This is a genomic window from Oceanihabitans sp. IOP_32, from assembly GCF_009498295.1.
Lineage (GTDB): Bacteria > Bacteroidota > Bacteroidia > Flavobacteriales > Flavobacteriaceae > Wocania > Wocania indica.
This window is the reverse complement of record NZ_CP040813.1, coordinates 708,755-733,765: the sequence shown is the minus strand read 5'-3', so window position 1 is coordinate 733,765 and position 25,011 is coordinate 708,755. Positions and strand designations below refer to the sequence as shown.

Genomic DNA, 25,011 nt, shown 5'->3' with positions numbered 1-25,011 from the left:
ATAGAAATCGCAATATGGCAGTATTTAATTTTCAAAAGCCCGACAAAGTAATCATGATTGATTCGACAGATTTTGAAGGCAAATTCGAATTTCGTCCTTTAGAACCTGGTTACGGATTAACTGTTGGTAACGCATTAAGAAGAGTATTACTTTCCTCTTTAGAAGGTTTTGCAATCACTTCAGTTAAAATTGAAGGTGTAGACCATGAGTTTTCTGCGATTGCAGGTGTAGTTGAAGATGTTACAGAAATTATTTTAAATTTAAAACAAGTTCGTTTTAAAAGACAAATTGAAGACATCGATAACGAGTCAATTTCAATTTCAATTTCTGGACAAGAGCAAATAACGGCTGGAGATTTTCAAAAGTTTATCTCAGGATTTCAAGTGTTAAACACAGATTTAGTGATCTGTAACCTCGATCCTAAAGTTAACTTCAATATGGAAATCACGGTCGAAAAAGGTCGCGGTTATGTACCAGCTGAAGAAAATAAAAAAGGTGCCGCTCCAATTGGTACCATTTTTATGGATTCTATTTACACGCCAATAAAAAATGTGAAATACAGCATTGAGAATTTTCGTGTAGAGCAAAAAACAGATTACGAAAAACTAGTTTTCGAAATCATTACAGACGGCTCTATCACACCTCAAGATGCTTTAACAGAGGCAGCTAAAACCTTAATCCATCACTTTATGCTTTTCTCTGATGAGCGTATAACCTTGGAAGCTGATGAAATTGCTCAAACTGAAACTTACGATGAAGAATCACTTCATATGCGCCAGTTGCTTAAAACTAAATTAATTGATATGGACCTATCGGTTCGTGCATTAAATTGTTTGAAGGCGGCAGAAGTTGATACCTTGGGAGATTTAGTGTCTTTTAATAAAAACGACTTAATGAAATTCCGAAACTTTGGAAAAAAGTCTTTAACCGAGCTTGAAGAGCTTGTAAGTGTTAAAGGTTTAAATTTCGGGATGGATCTATCTAAATATAAATTAGATAAAGATTAGTAAAACATTTACGAGTTATGTTATAACATAACTCGTAATTATGTGCTTTAATATTACCGACAGGAATGTCAAAAACTATTATAAACCATCATATTTTGCTCTCTCTTCTTAAAGTAAAAAGAGATTTGGTAGCAAGATGATAATAACAATGTCATGAGACACGGAAAAAAATTCAATCATTTAAGCAGAAAAACTGCGCACAGAAAAGCAATGTTAGCTAACATGTCTTGTTCGTTAATCCAACACAAGCGTATTAACACAACTGTAGCTAAAGCAAAAGCATTACAACAATTTATTGAACCTATGATTACTAAATCTAAGGAAGATACAACCCATAACAGACGAATTGTTATGGCTAAGTTGAGACAAAAAGACGTTGTAACAGAATTGTTTAGAGATGTTGCTCCAAAAGTAGCCGATAGACCTGGCGGTTATACAAGAATTATAAAGCTAGGAAATCGATTAGGTGATAACGCCGATATGGCGATGATTGAGCTTGTAGATTTTAATGAGATTTATACTGCAGGTAAAAAAGAAAAGAAAACTACTCGAAGAAGTAGAAGAGGCGGCTCGAAGCCTACTGAAGCTCCTGTTGAAACTCAAGAGTCTAACGAAGAAGAAGTATAAATGTTTTTAACGATTTATATACAAAAGGATAAACTATTTTAGTTTATCCTTTTTTTTATGCAATTTTGTGAAATATGTTTCTGCGACATCAGGAATGCTAAGAATTTAAGGTAAATATGAAATATCAAAAAAGACAAAAAGCCATAGTACTTTTAGCAGATGGCACTATTTTTTACGGTAAAGCCGTTGCTAATAAGCAGGGCAGTGCCTTTGGTGAAGTTTGTTTTAATACCGGTATGACTGGGTATCAAGAAATTTTTACCGATCCCTCGTATTATGGGCAACTTATGGTGGCTACAAATGCGCACATTGGAAATTACGGCACCAATAAAGATGATATGGAATCTGATTCTGTTAAAATAGCAGGACTTATTGTGAAAAACTTTAGTTATGAATATTCTAGGGATACGGCAGACAAGTCTTTGGAAGATTTTTTAAACGACAATAATTTACTGGCTATTTCCGATGTCGATACCAGAGCTTTGGTGAGCTATATTAGAGATCATGGCGCTATGAATGCCGTAATCTCTACAGAAGTAGATAATATCGATGGTTTAATGGCTCAATTAAACAAAATTCCTGAAATGGATGGTTTAGAACTGTCCTCTAAGGTGTCTACTAAATCGCCGTATTATTTTGGTAATGAAAACGCGAGCTATAGAATCGCCGCTCTAGACCTTGGAATTAAAAAGAATATTCTTCGAAATCTAGCTGAGCGAGACGCGTATATAAAAGTATTTCCATACAATGCTACCTTCGAAGATTTAGAAGGCTTTAAACCTCATGGATATTTTCTTTCTAATGGCCCTGGTGATCCGGAACCTCTTATAGAAGCTCAAGAGTTAGCCAGAGAAATTATTAAGCGAGACCTTCCTTTATTTGGTATTTGTTTAGGCCATCAAGTTATAGCCTTGGCAAATGGCGTTTCCACCTATAAAATGCATAATGGACATAGAGGCATAAATCATCCGGTAAAAAATTTAAAAACGGGAAAAGGCGAAATCACCTCTCAAAACCATGGTTTTGCGGTAAATCGCGATGCTGCCGAGGCGCATCCAGATTTCGAAATTACACATGTTCACTTAAACGATAACACGGTTGCGGGTTTGGCTTTGAAAAATAAAAATTGTTTTTCGGTGCAGTACCATCCAGAAGCTAGTCCTGGGCCACATGACTCATCATACCTTTTCGATCAGTTTATAGATAATTTAAAAAACTAAAATAAGTACAAAGCCTTCGAGAATCGGTTTATTTTTGAGGGTGTTTTTACTAAAACGTTATAGGAATAAATGTGTTAAGTTCTTCCTAAACATTGATATTAAAACGGTATTTTACCGTAGATTTGAAATAGTCTAAAAACGATTATAAACAAACCAATTATGAGTATTATTATAAATGTCCATGCTAGGCAAATTCTTGATTCTAGGGGTAACCCAACCGTAGAAGTTGATGTCATTACCGAAAACAATATTTTAGGAAGAGCGGCAGTTCCCTCGGGGGCTTCAACTGGCGAACACGAAGCTGTAGAATTGCGTGATGGCGGTTCTGCCTATATGGGAAAAGGGGTACAAAACGCTGTTAATAATGTGAATACCCATATCGCCGATGCCCTATTAGGGGTTTCGGTTTTCGAGCAAAATCTAATCGATAAAATTATGATAGATTTAGATGGTACACCCAATAAATCTAAATTAGGAGCCAATGCCATTCTAGGGGTGTCCTTAGCAGTTGCTAAAGCGGCAGCCAGCGAGCTTGGTTTACCTTTATATCGCTATGTTGGTGGCGTGTCTGGAAATACATTGCCCTTACCAATGATGAATATTATTAATGGAGGCTCACACAGTGATGCCCCAATTGCTTTTCAGGAGTTTATGATCGTGCCGGTAAAAGCTAAAAGCTTTACGCATGCCATGCAAATGGGAACTGAGATTTTTCACCATCTTAAAAAAGTATTACACGACAGAAATTTAAGTACTGCAGTTGGAGATGAAGGTGGATTTGCACCAAACTTACCTGGTGGTACAGAAGACGCGCTTGAAACTATAGCGAAAGCTGTTGAAAATGCGGGTTATAAATTTGGAGACGAGATTAAAATCGCTTTAGACTGTGCTGCAGCCGAATTTTATGAAGATGGAAATTACGATTATAAGAAGTTTGAAGGCGATTCAGGCGACTTAAGAAACTCTAAAGAACAAGCCGATTATTTGGCGGCACTCGTTGAAAAATATCCGATTATTTCTATTGAAGATGGTATGGATGAAAACGATTGGGATGGTTGGAAATACTTAACCCAATTAATAGGACATAAAGTACAATTAGTTGGTGACGATTTATTTGTTACCAATGTAGAACGGTTGTCAAGAGGTATCCAAGAAGGTATAGCGAATTCGATCCTTATTAAAGTGAATCAAATTGGTACGTTAACCGAAACTATCGCAGCCGTTAATATGGCGCATAACGCGGGGTATACATCGGTAATGTCTCATCGCTCTGGAGAGACAGAAGATAACACGATTGCCGATTTAGCTGTCGCGTTAAATACGGGTCAAATTAAAACAGGCTCTGCATCTCGTAGCGATCGCATGTCTAAATACAACCAATTACTTCGCATTGAAGAAGAGTTAGGCGAAGTAGCCTATTTTCCTCAGGAAAAAGCATTTAAAATCTAATTATTCTAGTATTACAAATTTAAAAAGGAGCGGTTACAGGTTGGTAATCGCTCTTTTTTTTTAGTTATACCAATTTAGTTTCGAAATGTGGTATGGTTAATTTGAATTGTTTTTTATTCAGATGACATTGAAATCGCAGATTCACGAACTCTTTATTTTACTATAATTTGGGCGTGAGCTAAAATCAAAGTATAGCCAGAGTTATGGCTTCATGTTATACCGAAAAATGGGTGAAAAAGAATCGAATTCTGGGCACATGGCATTGCTAATTTGGTATTATTAGTTTTTATGATAGTGAAATCAGCTAAATCATTTGCAATAAGCTCTAAAAATAGATAGATATTTTGTAAATTGGGGAGATAAATTTTTAATTATAATTCAACTATAAAATTTAATATATGTCAAATAAAGCTACGTTAGAAATTAACGGTAACACGCATGAACTCCCAATAATTGCTGGAACAGAAAATGAATATGCCTTAGATATAAAATCATTAAGAAGTGATACAGGTGGTTATATAACTTTAGATGCCGGATATAAAAACACAGGATCGTGTGAAAGTGAAATTACATTTTTAGATGGTGAAAAAGGAATTTTAAGATATAGAGGTTACAGTATAGAGGAATTGGCAGAAAAAGCTAGTTTTTTGGAGGTTGCTTATTTGCTCATATTTGGAGAATTACCAACTAATAAGCAGTTAGAGCGGTTCCATTCAGACATACGTAAACAATCTTTAGTAGATGACGATGTAAAGAAAATTGTTGATGCTTACCCTAGGTTTGCACATCCTATGGGAGTTTTATCTTCCTTAACAAGTGCCTTAACAGCCTTTAATCCGTCTTCTGTGAATGTAGATTCCGAAGAAGATATGTATAATGCCATTGTGAAAATATTAGGAAAATTTCCTGTATTAGTAGCTTGGACCATGCGTAAAAAACAGGGCTTACCTCTAGGTTATGGCGACAATACCTTGGGTTATGTTGACAATCTTCTAAAAATGATGTTCGAAAAACCCAATGAAGAATTTGTTCACAATAAAATTATTATCGAAGCCTTAAATAAATTATTAATTCTTCATGCCGATCATGAGCAAAACTGTTCGACCTCTACGGTTAGAATTGTTGGTTCGTCTCACGCTGGTTTATTTGCTTCTTTATCTGCTGGTATTTCGGCGTTATGGGGCCCATTACACGGTGGCGCAAATCAGGCCGTTTTAGAAATGCTTGAAGACATAAAAGCAGATGGTGGAGATACTAAAAAATATATGGCCAAAGCTAAAGATAAGGACGACCCGTTTAGATTAATGGGCTTTGGACATCGCGTGTACAAAAACTTCGATCCTCGTGCAAAAATTATTAAAAAATCGGCCGATGAAGTCTTAGGAGACTTGGGTGTAGAAGATCCTATTTTAGAAATCGCCAAATCTCTCGAACAAGAAGCTTTAAGTGATCCCTATTTTGTAAAGCGAAAACTGTATCCTAATGTCGATTTTTATTCTGGTATCATTTACAGAGCTATGGGTATTCCTACTGATATGTTTACCGTAATGTTTGCTTTAGGACGTTTGCCAGGTTGGATTGCACAATGGAGGGAAATGCGACTGCGAAAAGAACCCATTGGACGACCAAGACAACTTTATATTGGAAAAACACATAGACCTTTTAAGTCAATTGATAAACGATAATCTCTGGATTATCGTACAAAAATTAAAGCTTCATTTTTTTATGAAGCTTTTTGCCAAACAACAGCATCGGTTTATAAAAATATAATGGTATGTAATGTGGTACTAAAAAGGTAAGCTGTTGTTTGAAAATTCTATCAATAAAAAGAATTTATTTTCTAGGTTTCTCTTATGCTTAAATTAAATATTAAAAATGAAACAGCTCGTCTACGAGCCGTTGTCCTTGGAATAGCAGATAGTAATGGTCCAACACCGCAGGTTGAGGAATGTTACGATCCTAAAAGTATCGAACATGTTAAAGCTGGAACTTATCCGAAAGAGGCGGATATGATTAAAGAAATGGAGGCTCTCGCTGCCGTCTTTAAAAAATATAATGTTCAAGTTTTTAGGCCAGAACTTATAAAGGATTGCAATCAAATATTTTCCAGAGATATTGCCTTTGTGATCGATGATAAAATGATAAAGGCCAATATTCTACCCGATAGAGAGGCAGAATTTAAAGCTATAAATTATATCTGGAATCAAGTCGAAGCTAGTAACAGAATGGTGTTACCAGAGGCCTGTCATATAGAAGGTGGCGATGTTATGCCATGGAACGATTATATTTTTATTGGTACCTACTCAGGAGACGATTATCCAAACTATATTACGGCGCGAACCAATACGGCTGCCGTAAAAGCCATTCAGGAATTGTTTCCAGAAAAAACGGTGAAGTCTTTCGAGTTAAGAAAATCTAATATTAACCCCAAAGAGAATGCCTTGCATCTAGATTGTTGTTTTCAACCCATCGGAACAAATAAAGCCATACTTCATAAAAATGGCTTTTTAGTTGAAAGTGAATACCAATGGTTAGTTGATTTTTTTGGAGCAGAAAATATATTTGAAATTACCAAAGAAGAAATGTACGCTATGAATAGCAATATTTTTTCAATTGCTGAAGATGTGATTGTTTCAGAACAAAATTTCACGCGATTAAACACCTGGTTACGCCACCAAGGTTTTAACGTTGAGGAAGTCCCTTATGCTGAAATAGCCAAGCAAAGCGGTTTATTACGCTGTTCGACAATGCCTTTAATTAGAGATTAATTTAATCATAACCATTAGGCTTGATTAAATTTGTGTTCGAAAACGTATTAATTCAAATAAAAGCCGTAATTGTTATTATATTGCGTCCTCTATAGGATTAGGTTTCACATATCTCAATATTAAAAAAGATGTCTAAATTATTTGCACTTAAAGGAGAAATACAAAATTACGCATGGGGTGGTACAAATTTTATTCCTGATTTATTGGGAATTGGTAGTACGAGCGAAAAATATGCAGAATATTGGTTAGGCGCTCATAAAAAAGCCCCTGCTGTAATTACTACAGCCACTGGTAAACAGGAGCTTGATGCTTACATCTTGGCAAATCCTATTAAAAGTTTGGGAGCAGAGGTTGCGCATAAATTTGGAGGCTTACCCTTTTTGTTTAAAGTGCTCGATGTACACGAGATGTTGTCTATACAAGTACATCCCACTAAAAAAGAAGCCGAGAAAGGCTTTAAACGCGAAAACGCTTTGGGTATTCCGTTAACCGCAGCACATAGAAACTATAAAGACGATAACCATAAACCAGAAATTATGGTGGCTTTAAGCGATTTTTGGCTGTTACACGGCTTCTTGTCTCAGGAAAAACTTATAAAACGATTAAAAGAAGTTTCAGAATTAACACATTTGCTGCCTGTTTTTAAAGAAGAAGGGTATCTGGGTTTATATAAAACCGTGATGGAACAGTCGGTAGAAGAAACGAATCGCATATTATCGCCATTGGCAAAGCGCATTATGCCTTTATACTTAGAAGGTAAGCTAGATAAAATGAGCCCAGATTATTGGGCAGCAAAAGCCATGGACGCCACAAAAGATAAGCAGGAATTAGATAAAGGCATTTACTCGGTTTACTTTTTCAATATTGTTAAAACCAATAAAGACGAAGCCGTTTTTCAAGACGCAGGTATTCCTCACGCTTATTTGGAAGGGCAAAATATAGAGCTTATGGCCAATTCAGATAATGTTTTACGTGGCGGATTAACACCAAAACATGTTGACGTACCCGAGTTGTTAAAACATATTGCTTTTGAAGAAACCATTCCAAATGTGATGCGAGGACACGTGCAGGCCGATGGTCTTGAACGAATTTATAAAACACCAGCACCAGATTTTGAATTGAGTAAAATAGATTTAATAAAAGCCGATATTTACCAATCTAAAGCAAAAACTGCCCAAATTATTATGGTTATTGATGGCGAAGCAGAAATTACAGAAAGCGAAACGGTATTACAAATGGGCAAGGGCGATTCGGTGTTTTTAGAAGCAGATGCTGAGTATAGCATAACGACAACATCTAATGCAACCCTATACAAAGCCACAACACCTTAGCGTTGTGTTATAAATGAGTCTGGAATTAATCTAAAGCATTTTTGGTAACATAAACACGCCAACCAAAAATGGCCAGTTGTAATTTGGTGGCTTTACTTAAGTCTAACTGTTTTTTAGAATAACTTGGTAACACCATTTTATTAAGCTTTGTTAAAAACTTGAATACTTGCTTTTTCATGCTTTAAGATCTTTCTTAGTGTGTAAAAATACTAAAACTAATATTATAACAGCTAGGCTGTTTTTTTAGAATTGTAATAATGGGCAAGTACGTTTTTTAGTTTCAGATTGTTAACTACTTTAATTGGGGCCACCTTTAATTTATGGAGATTAAACAATTCGTTTTTGAAGTCTGAAGGGTAAAAAAGTGAGGGGAATTTATATAAAATGTTTTAGAAGAGCCTTACGTTTGTTTAAGATTTATAAAGTCAAATTCAGGAATACTCGCCAGCCAAATTTTAATGCTTATAAATTTAAATGAGGTCAAATCAAATAAACGACAATCTTTGTATATACGCCTATACCTCTTGTAAAGCTCATAATATATAGGTTTTACATGTTTTTGTACACTATTTTTTTTTCGGAAAACTTGCTAGAATTGGCAACAGACATACGCTTTTGTAATTTTTGGCCTAGCGTTGGCTAATCCGAATTGCAAACCCACTTGCCAGACGGTTAGGGGGTAGGACTTTTTAGCGTTGGCATTTCATTATGGTCTTGTAATTCCACTGATAAATGTTTCTACAAATCCAACTATTTTTTCTGTCACTCGTTCAGCTATTGTTTTTCGGTCTTTCAAACTTGGTCGGTCTTTCAACATCCCAATTATTTCGTCTCGTAATGGCTTCTTTTCGGTAAACAAATAATTCCCGATAACCTCTTGTAGTTTTTCAGCATCCAAATTTTCTTCCTCGCTCAAATTTTCAATTGCAGCAATTCTTTCTTTACTCCAATAATTGGCAAACTCATCTGGAATATCTTCAGAATCATCAATTTGCGGTAAATTTTCTTGAATGAATCGTTCAATCAGTTCACGTTTGCTGCGCATCTGCGTGTCTCCCGACATTAATTCTAAAATTGCCTTTTTCTGTTGTTCTTGTTCTTCAACATTAGCATCTTTAAGTTTTGCTAAGAGTTTCAAAATATAAGCGACATTGATTTCATCTCTGTGTATCAATTCCAATTCAAAATCGACATCTTGAAGAATGGATACTTTCTCTTTTGCTTGAGCCGATTTTGCTTTGTCGTAAAGGTCTAGATATTTGGACTTGTAATCTTCAAAATGCTGTTCGTCCATCGTTAAGTCCACAAAATCAAATTCAGTAAAAGTTGCTAATACGTTTTTTAATCGCATTAACTCCCTAAACGCTTTGATGAACTCCAACTCTTCCTCTTCACTTGGAAGGTCATTCACGCTATTTACAGTAGGTGCTATTTGTAACAATGCGATAAATGCCTGATTAAATTTTGCAACATATTCTTCATAAGGTTGCATTATGATTTCATCTTTCGCATTGATATTTGAAAAAAGCGAAATGGCTTCATCTGTCGCTCCTTTCAAATTCCTGAAACATACAATATTTCCTTGCGATTTTAACTCATTCAAAATTCTATTGGTTCGCGAATAGGCTTGTATTAAACCGTGATAGCGTAAATTTTTATCTACGTAAAGTGTGTTTAGTGCTTTGCTATCAAAACCTGTTAAAAACATATTTACAACTAACAAAACATCTATTTGTTTGTGTTTAACCCGCTTTGCAACGTCGTTGTAATAGTTGTAAAAACTCTTACTATCTTTAGTTGTAAAATTTGTACTAAACTGTTTGTTGTAATGAACTATAAAGTCTTCCAAATATTCTCGTGAATGTTGGTTGCCACCTGCCTGTTCAACAGAAAGGTATTTTGTTTGTGGTTCGGCCGCAATACTGTATGCGTCATTATTTAAAAATTCATCGTCAATAAATGTATCTCCAATGGCCTCTTTATCATCTTCATTAGATTGATATGAAAATATGGTGGCTATTCGCAAATTATGTTCTCCTTTTTTCTTTTTCTGATGAAATAATTGGTAATACTCAATTAAAGTGTCAATATTAGAAACCGCAAATATGCCTGTAAACTCTCTGCTATGTGTCTTGCGTTTATGATTGGTTATAATATAATCCACAATGTTATTTAAACGCTCTGGCGCGTTCATAACTTCTGCTTCATCAATAGCTTCTACGTCTATATCTAAAATATGGTCTTTCTTCTTGAAAGTACTGATGTATTCGATTGAAAATTTTAATACGTTTTCATCTCTTATGGCATCTGTAATCACATATTTGTGCAAAATTTTATCGAAAAGCATGGTCGTTGTTCGCTTACCATACTCATTTTTTCCTGCATTGGCTTCAAAAATTGGCGTGCCTGTAAAACCGAACATTTGACAATTGCTAAAGAACCTTTTAATGGTTTCGTGTGTTTTCCCAAATTGAGAACGGTGGCATTCATCAAAAATGAAAACAATACGTTCGTCTTTTAATGTCTCCATTCTGCTTAAATACCTTTTTTTGCTTATTGCGGTATTCAGTTTTTGAATGGTAGTTACTATAAGTTTGTTATCGCCAACCATTTGTTTTACCAAAGTATTGGTGTTGTTTGTACCGTCGATACTTCCTTTGCTAAAGGCGTTAAACTCTTTGGTGGTTTGATAATCTAAATCTCTACGGTCCACCACAAAAACCACCTTGTGCACTTGTGGCAAATTGGTTAATATTTGTGCTGCTTTAAAAGAAGTCAAGGTTTTGCCTGAACCTGTGGTGTGCCATACATAACCATAGTCTGTTGTATTCTTCACGCGCTCAATAATAGCTTCTACTGCATAAAATTGGTAGGGGCGAAGCACCATCAATATTTTTTGCGATTCGTTAAGCACCACATATTTACAAATCATTTTCGAAATATGGCAAGGCTCTAAAAATATATCGGCAAAAGTGGATAATTGTGTGTTAAGTTTGTTCTCAACATCACTCCAGTAAAAGGTTTGTTTAAACGATCGAGCCTTTAATGGGCTGTTGGCGTAGTATTTTGTATTGACGCCATTGCTAATGACGAAGATTTGTATAAATTGAAATAAACCTTGTCCTGCTCCGTAAGAATGGCGTTCGTAACGGTTGGTTTGGTTAAAGGCCTCCTTTAGTTCTAAACCTCTTCTTTTTAGCTCAATTTGAACCAACGGTAAGCCGTTTATTAAAATGGTTACATCGTATCTATTTTTGTAGGCGCCTTCCATTTCTACTTGTTGGGTAACTTGAAATTCGTTTTGGCACCAATGTATTTGATTGATTAGCTCAATGGTTTTATGTTCGCCTTGGTCGTTGGTATAGGGAACACGGTCTCGCAAAATTTTTGCACGTTCAAATACATTGCCTTTGTTGATGTAGTTAAGTATTTGCTTAAAATCACTATCTGAAAGAATAGTTTTATTATGAATTTCTAATTGACGTTTTAGATTATCTAAAAGGTCGCTTTCATTCTTGATAACCACTTTTTTGTAACCCAATTTTTGTAATTGAGCAACTAGGTTGTTTTCTAATATTTGTTCTGGCTGTGTAGTCATAAATAGTTGTTCCAATTTTCATTTCCATAATCGGCAGATGGTTCCATTACCGTATTACCACGACCATTATTCAATTTATCCTTTTCCCATTTTACAGGATTGTTAATAATGTATTGTGAGATACGATTATATGCGAATTCATTTCGAATGATGTGTTCCCAATAATTACGTTGCCATAATTTACCATAAAAACGCGGCCAATCGTTGGTTTTTATATGGCGGATATAATTTACCGTCGTGATGGATTTGAATGCCCCAACCATATCGCCCAATCTTTTTCCCGTCGGGGCAATCCCCGGCGTTGGGGCAATCCCTTCCGTCGGGGCAATCCCCGGCGTCGGGGCAATCCCTTGTGGTTGCCCGTTATCAGGGTCGACCACGAGGGTCGCCCCTACGATTTGAAATATGGCGTGGAAATGGTTGGGCATTACCACGTATTCGTGTAATTGTATATTTTTATATCGATCGGTTAATTTCATCCATTCGGTTTCGACCATTTTACCTGCATCATTCAATATCATTTCACCATTTTTAATGTTACCGAATAAATGGGCGCGGTTTTGCGTACAAATGGTCACAAAATACAACCCTGCCTGCGAATAATCGTAGCCTTTTAATCGTATGGATTTTCTATTGGGTAATTTATTCTTCATTTTATACAAACATTTTTTGTAATAACCCCTTTTTCCATTCCTGCATTCCCACAATCTGTTCTTGCGTCCTTTCTATTTTTTTATCGATGGCAGAAAGGAATGCGGCTATTTTTTGTTGTTCTTTTTTCGTTGGAAAAGGTAGTTTTAAACCCTCTAATGATTTAAAATTTAATGCAGGCATTGTTGAAGAACTTGCTAAAGCCTCCAACTTCCTTTGCATAATGGTAAAAACAAAAAAATAGAATTGATTATCAATTAGGTTTTCATTTATTGGTAATATTTTGAATAAATTATTTGCAATTACTCCTTGATAGTTGTAGCCAATTAGCCCTGCATTACCATATCTGACCATAAATAAATCATTATTATAAATTCGATGTTCTTTTCCTGGGTCGTCAATATATCTAATTGGCTCATCATTTTTTGTTAAATCAACAATTCTTATAAATCTTATTTGACCATCATTTTTTATTAAGCTTTGTTTCTCAATACCACATTGAACACCTTGCTTAAAACTGAATAATTCTTTGATTTTTTTCTCCTCCCAAGCTGGATAATCCGTGCCATCTTCTTTTTTAAAGCGGATTTCTGGAGTCTGTTCGCCCTTTGGCGGAAAAAGTTTTTGCATCACCCCTTTTTTGTATTGCTCTAAATGGGTTTTCTTTTTTTCTAAAAGATTGATGCGTTGGTCAACTGTGGTGAGGAAAGTCGCGATTTTGGTTTGTTCGGAGAGGGAGGGAATGAAGATTTTGAGAGACTTAATTAAACCTAAACTTAGATTTTGCTGGCCACCATCGTTTGCAATATTTCTGATTCTATTGTAGTCTTTTGCTAAATGGCTATAAACAAAATTTATTGATAAACTATTTTTCAACTGTAAAGCTGCACAAGCTTGATTTGTTGAAGCTTCTATGCCTAGAATACTTACTTTTCCTCTAGTTTTTCCTTGACCATACATAGCCATCAAAATTGTTCCTTTGGGAAAAAGTTTTGCAGATGAATTAATTAAACCATCATACGTGATATACTCGTCTGTTTCAAGTATTAGATTATAATTAATAAGACCGGTGCTAACCCAAGGAATAATGCCATTCCAATAAGACATTTGTGTTCTTTTTGGTGTCCCACCTGAAGATATTTCAGCAATATCCCCCAATTTCTTTTCCTCCCATTCTCCCTCAAACTCCGGAAACCTCAATTCTGGTGCAATGTTATTCTCCATTTTCTTCAACTTTAAAAGGGGGAACAATGCCTAATTCGTCACAAAAACCTGCTATTTCCTTATTTACTTCTTTAAGGCCATTGTCGTACCCTACCAATCGTTCGGAAACTTCCGTTAAGTCTATGGGTTCTTCTTCTTCAAAGGTGTCTACATAACGAGGGATATTGAGATTATAGTCGTTTTCGGCAATTTCTTCTAAGCTGGCCACATAGCTGTATTTCTCTTTTGTTTCTCGGTTTCGGTAGGTGTTAATAATGTTCTCTACATCTTCATCACGCAATTCGTTTTGATTGCCGTTTTTAATGAAATGGTCGTCTCCGCTGGCATCAATAAATACAATATTATCATCTACTTCTCTACATTTTTTGAAGACCAAAATACAGGTGGGGATGGACGTGCCGTAAAAAATATTGGCTGGCAAACCAATCACGGCATCTAAATAATTGAGTTCTTTTATTAAATATTCTCGAATCGTGCCTTCTGCGGCTCCTCTAAAAAGCACTCCGTGTGGCACTACGGTTGCCATTATGCCGTTGTCTGCCAACTGGTAAATCATATGCGTGATAAATGCATAGTCGGCTTTTGTTTTGGGTGCTAATCGTCCATATTGGCTAAAGCGCTCGTCGGTATTGTTCAATGGGTTTTTGTCGCTTTTCCAATGTGCCGAAAACGGCGGATTGGCAACTACTGCCTCAAAGCGTTTTTCAAGGTGTTGCGGATTTTCTAAGGTGTCTTCCTGCTCAATACTAAAGTTTCTAAAATGCACATCGTGCAATATCATATTCATTCGAGCCAGGTTGTACGTGGTTCGGTTGAGTTCTTGGCCGTAAAACTCCCCAACATCTTCTACTTCACGCGCCACACGAAGCAATAGCGAGCCCGACCCGCAGGTAGGGTCGTATACCGATTTTAGTTTGGTTTTTCCTGTGGTTACAATTTTGGCTAATATTTTAGAAACTTGTTGTGGCGTATAAAATTCTCCTGCCGATTTTCCTGCTCCTGCGGCAAATTTTGCAATTAAATACTCGTAGGCGTCTCCGAGAACATCAGCATCTATATCTTGTAATTTGAAGTCTATTTTATCAAGATGGTTTAATATTTTTACGATAACCTCGTTTCTCGCGCCTACAGTTCTACCAATTTTTGTGGAAGTTAAATCTAAATCCTCAAATAAGGCGTTGAAATCTTCTTCAGATTCCGTTCCCATTGTGCTCTGCTCAATGTGGTTCATTACCGCTTGCAAGTCCTCAATAATGTAGTTGCTTTCGCTTTCGATATCGGCATTTCCTTTTTTAGCCAATTCAGAAAACAATTCTTTGGGCTTCAGGAAATAGCCCAATTTTAATAGGGATTCCTCTTTAATAGCATTAAGGGTTTCTGTATCGGTTACCGCTTTATAATCGGTTACGGCTTCGCCTTCAAGTAGTTCGTTGGCATATAGATATTGTTTTTCACTAAGGTATTTATAAAAGATAAAACCGAGAATGTAGTCTCGGTAGTCGTCTGCACTTATCTTTCCTCTTAGTAGGTTGGCTATTCCCCAAAGTTGTGTTTCTAATATCCTTTTTTGGTCTTCTAACATATTTGGTTTAGTTCTTTTGTTTTCTTTTTTAGTATGCGTTTACCTGTTCGACAGACAGGTTGGCTAAAATAGCTCTTTTGTTTTTTTCAGCCTTGGCTTTTGCATTGAAAAAACGAATGTGGTTGACTGCGCAAATGGTTTTTCAGAGCGTGTTCACAACGTGTGTATGTCTACATTTAAACCACTAATATATAAAACAAACCAACCTATTAGAAAATGGGAAGCACTTTTGCCAAGAGAAAAACCAAGCGAGCAAATTCATACCATACTATATTAACGGTTTGTAATCTTCATAAATAATAGTATGTAATTTATGTATAAGTATGTTGAGGTTTTTTATTGTAGTATAAAAAACCTCAACTTTTATTTCAAATAAAACTTAATCAACACAACAATCGCATCCTAAATCCCACTTATAAAACTGCCATAAGGGTCTTTAAACTGAATGCCTTCACTAAATCTATATTTGCTTAATTGCTTGTATTCTACTAAGGCCCAAAGCACAAATTCTTTTACAAAATAGCTTTCTTGTTTTGATAATTTGGGTTGGTGCTTGCCTAATAAATCGTCTAAAGGGGTTACAGCGTCTAGCAGGTTTTTATATTCTTTGTCTCTTAAATCGTCTAATAGTTCGAAACCGTCTGAGTTGTTAAAAAACCAAGACACAATATCGTCGTACGGACTTTCTTCGTCTTGCTTTTTAAGCTTCTCGATTTTAGGGAAAAACTCTGGGAATAACCTTTTTACGGCGTCTCCTATTAAATTATATGCCACTTGTGCGGCGCCTTCTTGTTCGCCTTCATAAACCAATTCTACCTTTCCTGTAATGGCGGGGATAATGCCTATAAAGTCAGACAATCTAATGGTGGTATGTTCATCGCCTGCTTTTAAAGACCTTAATTCGGCAGTGCTTAATAAGTTTTCGAAAGCGGTTATGCTTAATCGTGCGCTCACGCCACTTTTTTCGTCAATAAAATCGCTTTCACGGGCTTCGAATACAATTTGCTCTAACAAATCTTTGGCTAGTTCTGGCACGTGAATGGTTTCTTTTTGGCGTGCATCAGATTTGGCTTCTTGAGTGGTAATTGTTTTTGCGGTCTCAATATCGGTTGGATAATGTGTTAAAATTTGAGAACCAATTCTGTCTTTTAAGGGGGTTACTATGCTTCCGCGGTTGGTATAATCTTCGGGGTTTGCGGTAAATATAAACTGTATTTCTAAAGGTAAACGCAATTTAAAACCTCTAATTTGTATATCGCCTTCTTGTAAAATATTAAATAGGGCGACTTGTATTCTGGCTTGTAAATCTGGCAGTTCGTTAATTACAAAAATACAGCGATTGGCACGCGGAATCATGCCGTAGTGAATAACTCTATCGTCGGCATAGCTCAATTTTAAATTGGCTGCTTTTATGGGATCTACATCGCCAATAATATCGGCAACGGTGACATCTGGAGTGGCTAGTTTTTCGGCGTAACGTTCGCTTCTATGCATCCAGTAAATAGGGGTGTCATCGCCTTTCTCTTTAATGAGTTGGATGGCGTAACGTGAGATGGGTTGCAAAGGGTCGTCATTAATTTCAGAACCTTCAACAACCGGAATATATTCGTCTAAAAGATTTAACATTAAACGCGCTAAACGCGTTTTTGCTTGTCCGCGTAAGCCTAAAAAATTAATGTTATGGCGTGATAATATGGCGCGCTCTAATTCTGGAATTACCGTGTTTTCATAACCATGTACGCCTTCAAAAACGGTGGTTTTATGCTTTATTTTTTCAATTAAATTGGTGCGTAATTCATCTTTAATCGATTGGCTTTTGTATCCTGCTTTTTTTAAAGCACCTAAAGTATTTATGGTTTCTATATTCATTATCCTTTAATTCTTTTTTTTCTGTTGGTTTCGTAATCTTCAAAAATCATTTCGCCTAATCCTTTTAAGCCTGTATAAAATGCTTTCCCCTGGTTTGCTTTTGTAAAGGCCTCTACAAATTGCATTAAATAGGGGTCGTGAGCAATCATAAAGGTGGTTATAGGGATGTGCAGTTTTCTAGCTTGTTGAGCTTGTGCATAGCATTTATTGGTAATGTAGGGGTTTAAGCCATTACTATCTTTATAATAAGTGCCGTCTGGCATGCGCAAACAACTGGGTTTGCCATCGGTTATCATGAAAATTTGTTTATTGGTATTGCGTTTTCTTCGCAATAAATCCATCGCTAATTGCAAGCCTGCAACGGTATTGGTATGATATGGTCCTACGTTTAAATAGGGTAAATCTTTAATTTTTATAGACCAAGCATCGTTTCCAAAAACCAAAATATCTAAGGTGTCTTTGGGGTATCGTGTGGTAATTAATTCGGCTAGTGCCATGGCCACTTTTTTAGCCGGTGTAATGCGGTCTTCACCGTATAAAATCATGCTGTGGCTAATATCAATCATGAGCACCGTACTCATTTGTGATTTGTGGGTGGTTTCTTCAACAACCAAATCGTCTTCGGTTAAATTAAAGCTATTAAGACCGTGATTTATTTGTGCATTGCGTAAACTTTCGGTCATGGATACTTTATCTAAATCGTCTCCAAATTGATAGTTTCTAAAATCGCCAGTGTGCTCGTCGCCAATGCCCACGCCCTTACTTCTGTGATTACCGGAACCACTGCGTTTAATATTACCGAAGATTTGATCTAAGGCAGATTGCCTAATCACGCGTTCGGTTTTTGCTGTTATGGCGTTGCCTTTTTTACCGTCTGGTCTAATTTCTTCGCGAATGTAACCCTTAGCTTTGAGGTCTTCAATAAAGTCCTCTATGGTATAGTCTGGAGTGGTTAACTCGTATTCTTTGTCTAATTCACGTAACCAATCTATAGCCTCGTCGAAATCGCCAGAAGTGTGTACTATAAGTTCTTTAAAAACATCAAATAGTTTTTCGAAAGGGGTTTGCGAAGGCGCAGAATAAGGTGTGAATTTAAATCCTGTTCTGTTTATGTTTTCTTTTTTCATTGAAGTATAAAAATACAACAATTTAGCCTCTAAATATACGTCTTAACAGGTATTTAAGATTTTTTTTTGAACTTATTATTAGCTTTTAAACAATTATACAGATTAATATAATGGGCTAAAATCTGTTTAAGAGCATAATAAATTCCTTTTATTGTTTTAAATTTTTGATTTGCTTTGGTTTCAACCATAACCAAAAGCCACTAAAAGACAAAAGCATAAGCGCTAATGAAGTTGCTGTAGAGTAGAGCAATCTGATGGGTTTGGATTGGTTGTTAAATAGATAATCTAAAATGGAGCCATCGTGCAGCATTTCTATAATATCTGCGGTTCTGTGTTTTTCAGAAACAATTTCACCAGAATAGCAGTCTATTTGTAATTCTGTAAAATGATTTTCAAAACGTATTTTGGCAATGCCTTTGTTGGGTCTGTAATCTATTCTGTTAATTTCTGATGATAAGTTTAGGGTTTCTATATGCTTTATCGCATTTTCTTTAATGATATCTAGAGAAATTAAAGGTCTATTATTAGCTACCGATTTTTGAGCGCTAGGTTTAAGATTTAACTGATCTTTCCATGTCAATAACAAGCCTGTTGCGCCTAATAAAAACATCAATAGAACAAACGGCACGGCAATAATGCGATGCAGTTTTCTATACAGCCTAGATTGTTTGGCTAACTTTTTAGTTTTTGTTTTCAAAGACAGGGATTTAGAACTAACAAAAATAGAGAAATAAAGTGAAATATACTTATAAGCAGTTGTTAAGAAAGCAATTGAGTTCTTATTTTTATGGCGTTTTTGCCTTATTATTACAGGGCTTTTACGTCCACATAAAAATTTCTATCTACACTAATCGTGGCATTACTAGATGGTGTTTTGAGTTCTTGCCATGCTGCTTTAGGAAATAACCATTGATCTTGATCTGCAATTTTTACACGAATAGGCATATCGAAATCTTCAATAACCTGAGTCCAACGATACTTTAGAGTTTTATTTTTAAATGTATATTCTAAAGTTGGAATTTTTGTAGTTCTTAAATACTGATTAAAAAACGCACTTAAATCGATCTCGGTTTCCTTAGAAAGAAAGTTTTCGATTTGTTGTGTGGTCACCGTTTGATGATAAAACTCCAGATTCATTTTACGTAAAATTTGACGCCATTTCTCATCGTCGTCAATAAGTTGTCGTAAGGTGTGTAAGATATTAGCACCTTTATAGTACATATCTGTGCCCGAGCCGCCTTGATTTACGTTGTAGTATTTGCCAATAATAGGGATATCGTTAACTATTTTTTTTCGGGTACCAATTACATAATCTGCTGCCGCGTCTTTACCGTAGTAATAGTCTAAAAATAGGTTTTCAGAGTAGGAGGTAAAGCTTTCATGAATCCACATATCGGCCACATCTTTATTGGTAATGCTATTGCCAAACCACTCATGTCCAGCTTCATGAATAATAATAAAATCGAACTTTAAGCCCCAACCGGTTCCCGAGATATCATTGCCCAGATAGCCTTTTTTGTATTGATTTCCGTAGGTTACAGAGCTTTGATGCTCCATGCCTAAATAGGGCACTTCTACTAATTTAAAACCATCGGCATAAAAAGGGTATTGCCCAAACCAATGCTCGAAGGCCTTCATCATTTTTGGTGCGTCTTTAAAATGCTCGGTCGCTATGGTGAGGTTATCGCGCAGTACATAATAACTCATATCTAAATTTCCGCCTTGACCATCATATACCTCAGAAAAACTCACATAGTCACCAATATTCATATTTACGGCATAATTATTAATCGGGCTTTTTACAAACCAATGGTAGGTTTTTGTATCGCCAATTCGTTCTACAAGTCTTAATCTGCCGTTGGAAACATTCACTACATCTTTAGGTACATTAACGCTAATTTGCATACTATCCACTTCGTCGTATAAATGGTCTTTGTTTGGCCACCAAACACTGGCGCCTAAACCTTGACAGGAGGTTGCAATAAAATGCTTGTCATTATTATCTTTTTTCCAAGATAAACCGCCATCCCAAGGGGCATTAACGGCTTCTTTGGGATGACCTTCGTAAAAAACAGTTACATAATTAACGTCACCAATATTTTGTTCTTTGGCTAGTGTAATAAAGTGCGCATTTCCATCGTGTTTTACTTCTAGGTCTTTTCCATTTTGAGTTGCTTTTGTGAGTTTTAAAGGCGCTTGTAAATCAATTTGCATCACAGCACGATTATCTAAAACTTTATAATGAATGGTGTTCTTTCCAGAAATAAATTTCTCGTCCGGATTTACTTTTATATCTAAATGATAATAAGTGACATCCCACCAAGCACGTTCTGGGGTGATGCTACCACGCAAAGTGTCTTGTTTTGTGAAGGTATTCTTTTCTGATAGAATATTTTGACTTTGACTGCTTGTTAGTATGAATATAGCAGATAGGATGAATAAAATATTTTTCATTTTAATGGGGATTTGTAGTTTTTGTCTCTTTTAAATAAAAAGAGTTTGTATTGGTATGGGATTTTACAAAGAAAAGTGATTTATCTGATTTTATTAAATGATTTCTTTGTTGTATTTACTTTTTGAAATGTTGTAAATCTAAAAAAATCACCTCATAATCTTATTCGGAAAAACAACAACACTCTCATAACCATTTTCGCCAACTGAGGCTACTCCAAAAAAGAAGTTGTCTATAACGATGCCTTCTAAGGTAAATGCTGTGGTGTCTTCGACGTAACGACTATGGTCCCAAGTGGGCGATGTGGTGTCTCTCCAGTAAATTTTATAACCTTTTGCACCAGCTACTTTATTCCATTTTAATTTTGCCGAAGCCTCTACAATACCACCAATACTTACCTCTTTTGGTTCGGGTGGCGCAGCGGCTAGACTGGCCATAGTAATGGCATTTACCGCAGTTAGTTTTTTGCAATACGGAAAGTTAACATGCTCGAAAGTATCACCGTAGTTAATGCCGTTTTCTGTTCTAATATCTTGATGCTGTTGTGTGTAATTTTCATGGGCTTCCATGATGCGAATGCCGGCAAAACCCATGTCGTTAAAAGGTCTGTGGTGACCACCGCGACCAAAACGATCCAGTCTGTACACCATCATCGGGTTCATTTCTGGCATATAAGTTTTTGTGGTTTTATAGGTGTAGCGGGCTAGCTGTCTTGAAATGCCATCGACCTCACCGCCATAAAAACGACGTAGCCTATTTTGATTGGCTAAGGTTTCAAAATCGGTTTCTGAGGTGGTAATGGCTTCAGAAAAAATGCGGAAGGTTCTGTTATCAATCACACCATCTACGCCAGATATGTTCCCTATCATATCGTTATTGAGCACCCCAATAATATCCCAATTGTTGTCTTTGGCATATTTGGCTAGGCCCTGTCCGCCAAACAAGCCTTGTTCTTCACCAGAAAGCCCAACATAAACGATGCTGTTTTCAAACTTATATTTCGATAAAACGCGAGCTGCTTCTATAGCACCCGCCATACCTGTAGCATTATCGTTAGCACCGGGCGAATCTGAGGTGTAATTATTCGGGTCGGAAACTCTAGAATCGATATCACCACTCATAATAATATAGCGGTTTGGATAGGTTGTGCCTTTTTGAATAGCCACCACATTTACAATATTAACATCTTTTACAATGCGTTTATTGGCGCCTTTTTTAATAAAGTTACTTTGATAAAAAACATTAAGGCAATTATCGCAATTTTTTGAAATGGTTTCAAATTCAGATTTTATCCAACGTCGTGCGGCACCAATCCCTCTGGTTTCAGAAACGGTGTCGCTTAAGGTGTGTCGCGTTCCAAAATTAGCTAGAGTTTGCACATCATTTTTTAAACGTTCTTCGGAAACAGCATCAATTATATCATAGATTTTTAAATCTGTTTGAGAAAAAGATACGATTGAATATAAAAGGGCGAAAAGTGTGAAGAGATATTTCATATTATTAAATGTGAGTTTATTAGCAGCATCTCTACAATTAAATTATTGTTGTATTTAACTAGGCTTTATTTACGGATGTTTATCTGCTCTTGAATTAGTGCGCTTTAAAGTTCCGAAAATATTGTGATTAATCCAACTTCTATTATGTATGCTTTTTTCGGATATTTATATGTTTATGTGACAAAGATTTTCAATGTTTTACCAATACAGATTTGTTCTATCGAGATGAGGCACGATTGAGACATCATCCTTTTAACTAAACGATACACGCAAAAAAGAATACGGTTTTCAAGGATTGAGGTTTTTACACAGAGTTTCACAGAGATTGAAGAGAGTTTCACCGAGGTTTTATGGGGGGGTACAGGATTGTGCATTTTTGTTTGGATACAGATTCCCAAGTTTTTACCAACACGGATTTGTCATGTCGAGATGAGGTACGATTGAGACATCTCATAACCTTTTTAACTGAACGATACAGCGCAAAAAAGAATACGGTCTCCAGAGATTGAGGCTTTAAAAGCAAAGAAAATATAAGGGATTAATAGCGAAATGTTTTTTTAATGTATTGCTTTTACCTAATAATGGGAAATAAAAAAGCCAATGCAGCCAAAAATATTTATTGGCTGTATTGGCTTTAAACTAAAAGTTAAGTGCTAGTTTTTAAAAGCAATACTTATTTTCAGCCTTTACTTTTTCGGCTATCTCAATACGTAAATCTACAATATCTGGGTAGTTTTGGTATTTTGTAAAACGTTTAAGACCCATAAGCATCATGCGTTGTTCATCACCTTCAGCAAAAGAAATAATGCTTTCTTTTCCTTTTTCTTCAATAATATCTACCGCTTGGTATAGATATAATTTAGACATGGCAATTTGAACCGACTGCGAAGCTTCGCCAAAACGCTTAACATTCTTTTCGGTTCTTAAAATCGCCGATTCTGCCATATAGATTTCAATTAAAATATCTGCAGCTGCGATTAATAATTGTTGGTGTTCTTCAAGTTGAGGTCCAAACTTTTGAACGGCACCACCAGCAACCATCAAGAAGGTTTTTTTCAACTTCTTAATCATTTCTTTTTCCTCTGAAAATAACTCAGAATAATCTGGGGTTTCAAACGATGGTATGCCCATTAATTCTTCTTGCACTTTTTGAGCAGGACCTAATAAATCTACATGGCCTTTCATCGCTTTTTTCACTAGCATACCCACACATAACATGCGGTTAATTTCGTTTGTGCCTTCATAAATTCGTGTAATCCTAGCGTCTCTCCAAGCGGCTTCCATAGGTGTGTCTTCAGAAAAGCCCATGCCTCCAAAAATTTGAATACCTTCATCTGCGGCATTTTGTATGTCTTCAGAAACGGCCACTTTAAGTATGGAGCACTCAATGGCGTATTCTTCGACGCCTTTTAATTCGGCTTCTTGGTGAGAATTTCCGGCAGCTTCGCGCAATGCAATGCGGTCTTCAATGTTTTTTGCCGCTCTATAGGTTGCAGATTCGCCTACGTAAGCATTCGTTGCCATTTCGGCTAATTTGGTTTTTATAGCACCAAAATTTGCGATAGGGGTGTTGAATTGCTTGCGTTCGTTGGCGTATTGTACTCCAGTTGTTAAGATACGACGTTGAGAATCTAAACAGGCCGCAGCCAATTTAATACGACCCACGTTTAATGCATTCATGGCTATTTTAAAACCTTCACCACGTCCTGCCAGCATGTTTTCTGCGGGAATAACAGTATCATTAAAGAATACTTGACGTGTTGATGAGGCGCGAATACCTAATTTGTGCTCTTCTTCACCCATAGTGATACCATTCGGGTTGTTTTTGTCGTATTCTACAATAAATCCTGTGATGTTTTTATCGTCTTCAATTCGCGCAAAAACAATCATGACGCTACAAAAACCGGCGTTTGAAATCCACATTTTTTGTCCGTTAATCTTATACGTCTTGCCATCTGCAGATAACTCGGCCGTAGTTTTCCCAGAATTCGCATCAGATCCCGCACCTGGTTCGGTTAAGCAATAGGCACCAAACCACTCGCCAGAGGCCAATTTTGGAACGTATTTTTTCTTTTGTTCCTCTGTACCATAGAGTGTGATAGGTAAGGTTCCAATACCAGTATGCGCACCAAAGGCCGTACTAAATGAACCTGTTCCAGACGAGATATAATCGCAGGTTAATACGGTAGATACAAAGCCCATGCCTAGACCGCCATAGGCTTCAGGTACAGCTACACTTAAAAAACCCATGTCACCAGCTTTACGCATCACCTCTTCTGTTAATGCATAGTCTTTTGCTTCAAATCGTGCTTTATGGGGTATGATTTCTCGGTCGTTAAATTCTATAACCGATGCTTTCATCATGTTTTGCTCTTCGGTAAAATCTTCCGGAGTAAAAATGTCTTCGCAGTTGGTTTCTTTTACAAGAAATTGTCCGCCTCTTAATAAATCTTTTTCTTTTGATTCCATTTATTCTTAGTATTAAGTATGCAGTACAAAGTATTAAGATTTTCCAGCTGAAAAGTTATTGTCTTTGTACTTAAATACAAGTTGCGTTGTTATTTTATTAATTCTTTTTCCTCAATATTTATATTTAGTATCAAGTATAAA

Annotated in this window: 18 protein-coding genes; 7 read left to right on the top strand and 11 right to left on the bottom strand. The window is 36.2% G+C overall.

The features are described from left to right. Positions 1-14: 14 nt before the first annotated feature. The 7 genes from FEZ18_RS02975 to manA all read left to right on the top strand — a co-directional run bounded on the left by FEZ18_RS02975 (position 15) and on the right by manA (position 8,402). Positions 15-1,007 (top strand): DNA-directed RNA polymerase subunit alpha, encoded by a 993-nt coding sequence (locus FEZ18_RS02975; RefSeq protein ID WP_153266948.1) that lies wholly within the window; start codon positions 15-17, stop codon positions 1,005-1,007. Positions 1,008-1,160: 153 nt separating this feature from the next. Further along, complete coding sequence (gene rplQ / locus FEZ18_RS02970; protein ID WP_153266947.1) at positions 1,161-1,634, top strand: 50S ribosomal protein L17; 474 nt, start codon at positions 1,161-1,163, stop codon at positions 1,632-1,634. 116 nt (positions 1,635-1,750) lie between these two features. Beyond that, positions 1,751-2,854 carry a glutamine-hydrolyzing carbamoyl-phosphate synthase small subunit gene (gene carA / locus FEZ18_RS02965; protein WP_153266946.1) on the top strand — a complete coding sequence of 368 codons (1,104 nt, stop codon included), beginning with the start codon at positions 1,751-1,753 and terminating at the stop codon, positions 2,852-2,854. A 159-nt stretch (positions 2,855-3,013) separates the two neighbouring features. Next, entirely contained in the window at positions 3,014-4,303 is a 1,290-nt protein-coding gene (gene eno / locus FEZ18_RS02960) for a phosphopyruvate hydratase (RefSeq protein WP_153266945.1), read from the top strand. Between the two features lie 398 nt (positions 4,304-4,701). After that, positions 4,702-5,988 (top strand): citrate synthase, encoded by a 1,287-nt coding sequence (locus tag FEZ18_RS02955; protein ID WP_153266944.1) that lies wholly within the window; start codon positions 4,702-4,704, stop codon positions 5,986-5,988. Positions 5,989-6,156: 168 nt separating this feature from the next. Next, the gene (locus tag FEZ18_RS02950) at positions 6,157-7,071 is read left to right on the top strand and encodes a dimethylarginine dimethylaminohydrolase family protein (protein ID WP_153266943.1); all 915 of its coding nucleotides are present in this window, start codon (positions 6,157-6,159) and stop codon (positions 7,069-7,071) included. A gap of 128 nt (positions 7,072-7,199) precedes the next feature. Continuing rightward, the gene (manA, locus tag FEZ18_RS02945; RefSeq protein ID WP_153266942.1) at positions 7,200-8,402 is read left to right on the top strand and encodes a mannose-6-phosphate isomerase, class I; all 1,203 of its coding nucleotides are present in this window, start codon (positions 7,200-7,202) and stop codon (positions 8,400-8,402) included. 25 nt (positions 8,403-8,427) lie between these two features. Here manA and FEZ18_RS02940 read toward each other — a convergent pair whose 3' ends face one another. From FEZ18_RS02940 to FEZ18_RS02890, 11 genes are all read right to left on the bottom strand, one after another. Next, positions 8,428-8,580 carry an SsrA-binding protein gene (locus FEZ18_RS02940; protein WP_153266941.1) on the bottom strand — a complete coding sequence of 51 codons (153 nt, stop codon included), beginning with the start codon at positions 8,578-8,580 and terminating at the stop codon, positions 8,428-8,430. 528 nt (positions 8,581-9,108) lie between these two features. Then, positions 9,109-12,000 carry a type I restriction endonuclease subunit R gene (locus FEZ18_RS02935; RefSeq protein WP_153269030.1) on the bottom strand — a complete coding sequence of 964 codons (2,892 nt, stop codon included), beginning with the start codon at positions 11,998-12,000 and terminating at the stop codon, positions 9,109-9,111. Continuing rightward, positions 11,997-12,653 (bottom strand): transposase, encoded by a 657-nt coding sequence (locus FEZ18_RS02930; RefSeq protein ID WP_228122830.1) that lies wholly within the window; start codon positions 12,651-12,653, stop codon positions 11,997-11,999. Before FEZ18_RS02930 ends, FEZ18_RS02935 begins: the two co-directional genes overlap by 4 nt. 1 nt (position 12,654) lies before the next feature. Further along, on the bottom strand, positions 12,655-13,875 hold the full coding sequence (locus FEZ18_RS02925) for a restriction endonuclease subunit S (protein WP_153266940.1): 1,221 nt from the start codon (positions 13,873-13,875) through the stop codon (positions 12,655-12,657). Beyond that, complete coding sequence (locus FEZ18_RS02920) at positions 13,865-15,457, bottom strand: type I restriction-modification system subunit M (protein WP_153266939.1); 1,593 nt, start codon at positions 15,455-15,457, stop codon at positions 13,865-13,867. Before FEZ18_RS02920 ends, FEZ18_RS02925 begins: the two co-directional genes overlap by 11 nt. 402 nt (positions 15,458-15,859) lie before the next feature. Continuing rightward, positions 15,860-17,326: a magnesium chelatase gene (locus FEZ18_RS02915; RefSeq protein WP_153266938.1), complete on the bottom strand. Its 1,467-nt coding sequence runs from the start codon at positions 17,324-17,326 to the stop codon at positions 15,860-15,862. Further along, a complete protein-coding gene (locus FEZ18_RS02910; protein ID WP_153266937.1) occupies positions 17,326-18,453 on the bottom strand; it encodes a vWA domain-containing protein in 1,128 nt (375 codons plus the stop codon). The genes FEZ18_RS02915 and FEZ18_RS02910 overlap by 1 nt, the downstream gene beginning before the upstream one ends. A 148-nt stretch (positions 18,454-18,601) precedes the next feature. Beyond that, positions 18,602-19,150: a PepSY domain-containing protein gene (locus tag FEZ18_RS02905; RefSeq protein ID WP_153266936.1), complete on the bottom strand. Its 549-nt coding sequence runs from the start codon at positions 19,148-19,150 to the stop codon at positions 18,602-18,604. Between the two features lie 110 nt (positions 19,151-19,260). Continuing rightward, complete coding sequence (locus FEZ18_RS02900; RefSeq protein WP_153266935.1) at positions 19,261-20,907, bottom strand: M1 family metallopeptidase; 1,647 nt, start codon at positions 20,905-20,907, stop codon at positions 19,261-19,263. 147 nt (positions 20,908-21,054) lie between these two features. Continuing rightward, complete coding sequence (locus FEZ18_RS02895; RefSeq protein ID WP_153266934.1) at positions 21,055-22,401, bottom strand: M28 family metallopeptidase; 1,347 nt, start codon at positions 22,399-22,401, stop codon at positions 21,055-21,057. Between the two features lie 660 nt (positions 22,402-23,061). Further along, positions 23,062-24,870 (bottom strand): acyl-CoA dehydrogenase family protein, encoded by a 1,809-nt coding sequence (locus tag FEZ18_RS02890; RefSeq protein ID WP_153266933.1) that lies wholly within the window; start codon positions 24,868-24,870, stop codon positions 23,062-23,064. Between the last annotated feature and the right edge of the window lie 141 nt (positions 24,871-25,011).

Excerpts from the sequence above, each read along its gene's own strand:
- FEZ18_RS02975 (WP_153266948.1), top strand. The coding sequence starts at position 15 with ATGGCAGTATTTAATTTTCAAAAGCCCGACAAAGTAATCATGATTGAT.
- rplQ (WP_153266947.1), top strand. The coding sequence starts at position 1,161 with ATGAGACACGGAAAAAAATTCAATCATTTAAGCAGAAAAACTGCGCAC.
- carA (WP_153266946.1), top strand. The coding sequence starts at position 1,751 with ATGAAATATCAAAAAAGACAAAAAGCCATAGTACTTTTAGCAGATGGC.
- eno (WP_153266945.1), top strand. The coding sequence starts at position 3,014 with ATGAGTATTATTATAAATGTCCATGCTAGGCAAATTCTTGATTCTAGG.
- FEZ18_RS02955 (WP_153266944.1), top strand. The coding sequence starts at position 4,702 with ATGTCAAATAAAGCTACGTTAGAAATTAACGGTAACACGCATGAACTC.
- FEZ18_RS02950 (WP_153266943.1), top strand. The coding sequence starts at position 6,157 with ATGCTTAAATTAAATATTAAAAATGAAACAGCTCGTCTACGAGCCGTT.
- manA (WP_153266942.1), top strand. The coding sequence starts at position 7,200 with ATGTCTAAATTATTTGCACTTAAAGGAGAAATACAAAATTACGCATGG.
- FEZ18_RS02940 (WP_153266941.1), bottom strand. The coding sequence starts at position 8,580 with ATGAAAAAGCAAGTATTCAAGTTTTTAACAAAGCTTAATAAAATGGTG.
- FEZ18_RS02935 (WP_153269030.1), bottom strand. The coding sequence starts at position 12,000 with ATGACTACACAGCCAGAACAAATATTAGAAAACAACCTAGTTGCTCAA.
- FEZ18_RS02930 (WP_228122830.1), bottom strand. The coding sequence starts at position 12,653 with ATGAAGAATAAATTACCCAATAGAAAATCCATACGATTAAAAGGCTAC.
- FEZ18_RS02925 (WP_153266940.1), bottom strand. The coding sequence starts at position 13,875 with ATGGAGAATAACATTGCACCAGAATTGAGGTTTCCGGAGTTTGAGGGA.
- FEZ18_RS02920 (WP_153266939.1), bottom strand. The coding sequence starts at position 15,457 with ATGTTAGAAGACCAAAAAAGGATATTAGAAACACAACTTTGGGGAATA.
- FEZ18_RS02915 (WP_153266938.1), bottom strand. The coding sequence starts at position 17,326 with ATGAATATAGAAACCATAAATACTTTAGGTGCTTTAAAAAAAGCAGGA.
- FEZ18_RS02910 (WP_153266937.1), bottom strand. The coding sequence starts at position 18,453 with ATGAAAAAAGAAAACATAAACAGAACAGGATTTAAATTCACACCTTAT.
- FEZ18_RS02900 (WP_153266935.1), bottom strand. The coding sequence starts at position 20,907 with ATGAAAAATATTTTATTCATCCTATCTGCTATATTCATACTAACAAGC.
- FEZ18_RS02895 (WP_153266934.1), bottom strand. The coding sequence starts at position 22,401 with ATGAAATATCTCTTCACACTTTTCGCCCTTTTATATTCAATCGTATCT.
- FEZ18_RS02890 (WP_153266933.1), bottom strand. The coding sequence starts at position 24,870 with ATGGAATCAAAAGAAAAAGATTTATTAAGAGGCGGACAATTTCTTGTA.